Annotated in this window: 1 protein-coding gene; it reads left to right on the top strand. The window is 30.3% G+C overall.

The genetic code is table 11. From position 1 onward, the window contains the following. The coding region (locus WMO38_RS15055; RefSeq protein WP_349163219.1) for a hypothetical protein at window positions 1-894 on the top strand (894 nt) is incomplete at its 5' end. Between the last annotated feature and the right edge of the window lie 101 nt (window positions 895-995).

The following is a 995-nucleotide window of genomic DNA, read 5'->3' as shown; positions in this document are numbered from 1 at the left end:
GTGTTTTCTGATTATTCAGAGGTAGTATGGTATTATAAAAATCATATATATATGATTAAATTCAGTTCAGAGGGACGAGCTGTACTTGTGCAGATTAATTCCGATGGAACAGACAGAAAAGAATTGTTTGATATAGGAAGTGTTCCTATAGACAGTGCGGACGATTATAGTCTTGTATTTAACAATGACTGTGTATATGTATACAACAATACGGGAAATTGCAGACTGCCTGAGACAGTACAGATAAGCATAAAAAGATTTTCGCTTGATAATAAAATAAATGAAGATATTATAACAAGTGATGAGCAAAGTGTTTTATTTAATTCTGTAAGGGCATATGGTGATAAAGTTTTCTTTACATATTCAACAACAGAATTTAAAAAAGAGACAAAACAGAATGTTATGACTGGGGATGGCTTATACTGTTACAATGAATCGACAGGAAAAACAACAAAATTAATAGATAAAAACATAAGCGATTATATAATTGATACCTCTGATAATATAATTTATTATTACGTAATCAACGAAGGGTTATATAAATATAAAATTAAAGATAAAGAAGAAACTCTTATATATAAAGCAGAAAGAAATTCGACATTATGTTATATATCTTTTGACGAAGATTATATATATCTTGATAATACAAGATGGTGCCTGTTTACAAGAACCGCAGATTTAACGATAACATTATATGTTCTTGATAAGGACGGAAATGTAATAAATACAATGGAAACAAGGGGAAGCGTATTTTTTGGTGATGACAGATATAAGCTTTTTGAAGTAGGAAAGAAAACAGAAGTAAAGTATGCAAGTATGCATAAACTCGCATATATAAAGAAATCAGAAATTAATACTGCCGACACTTGGAGTGAATCTGAATGGCAGAAGTAATATGCTGGCGTTTGTATATAAAGTATAAAGGAGGGGTTCTATGAAAAAATTAGTATCATTTGTTATTGTTACAGGTATTCTGATGAGTCTTACAGGCTGTG

Source organism: Lachnospira hominis (ex Hitch et al. 2025), from assembly GCF_040096395.1.
Lineage (GTDB): Bacteria > Bacillota > Clostridia > Lachnospirales > Lachnospiraceae > Lachnospira > Lachnospira hominis.
This window is presented reverse-complemented; position numbering and strand designations above follow the sequence as displayed.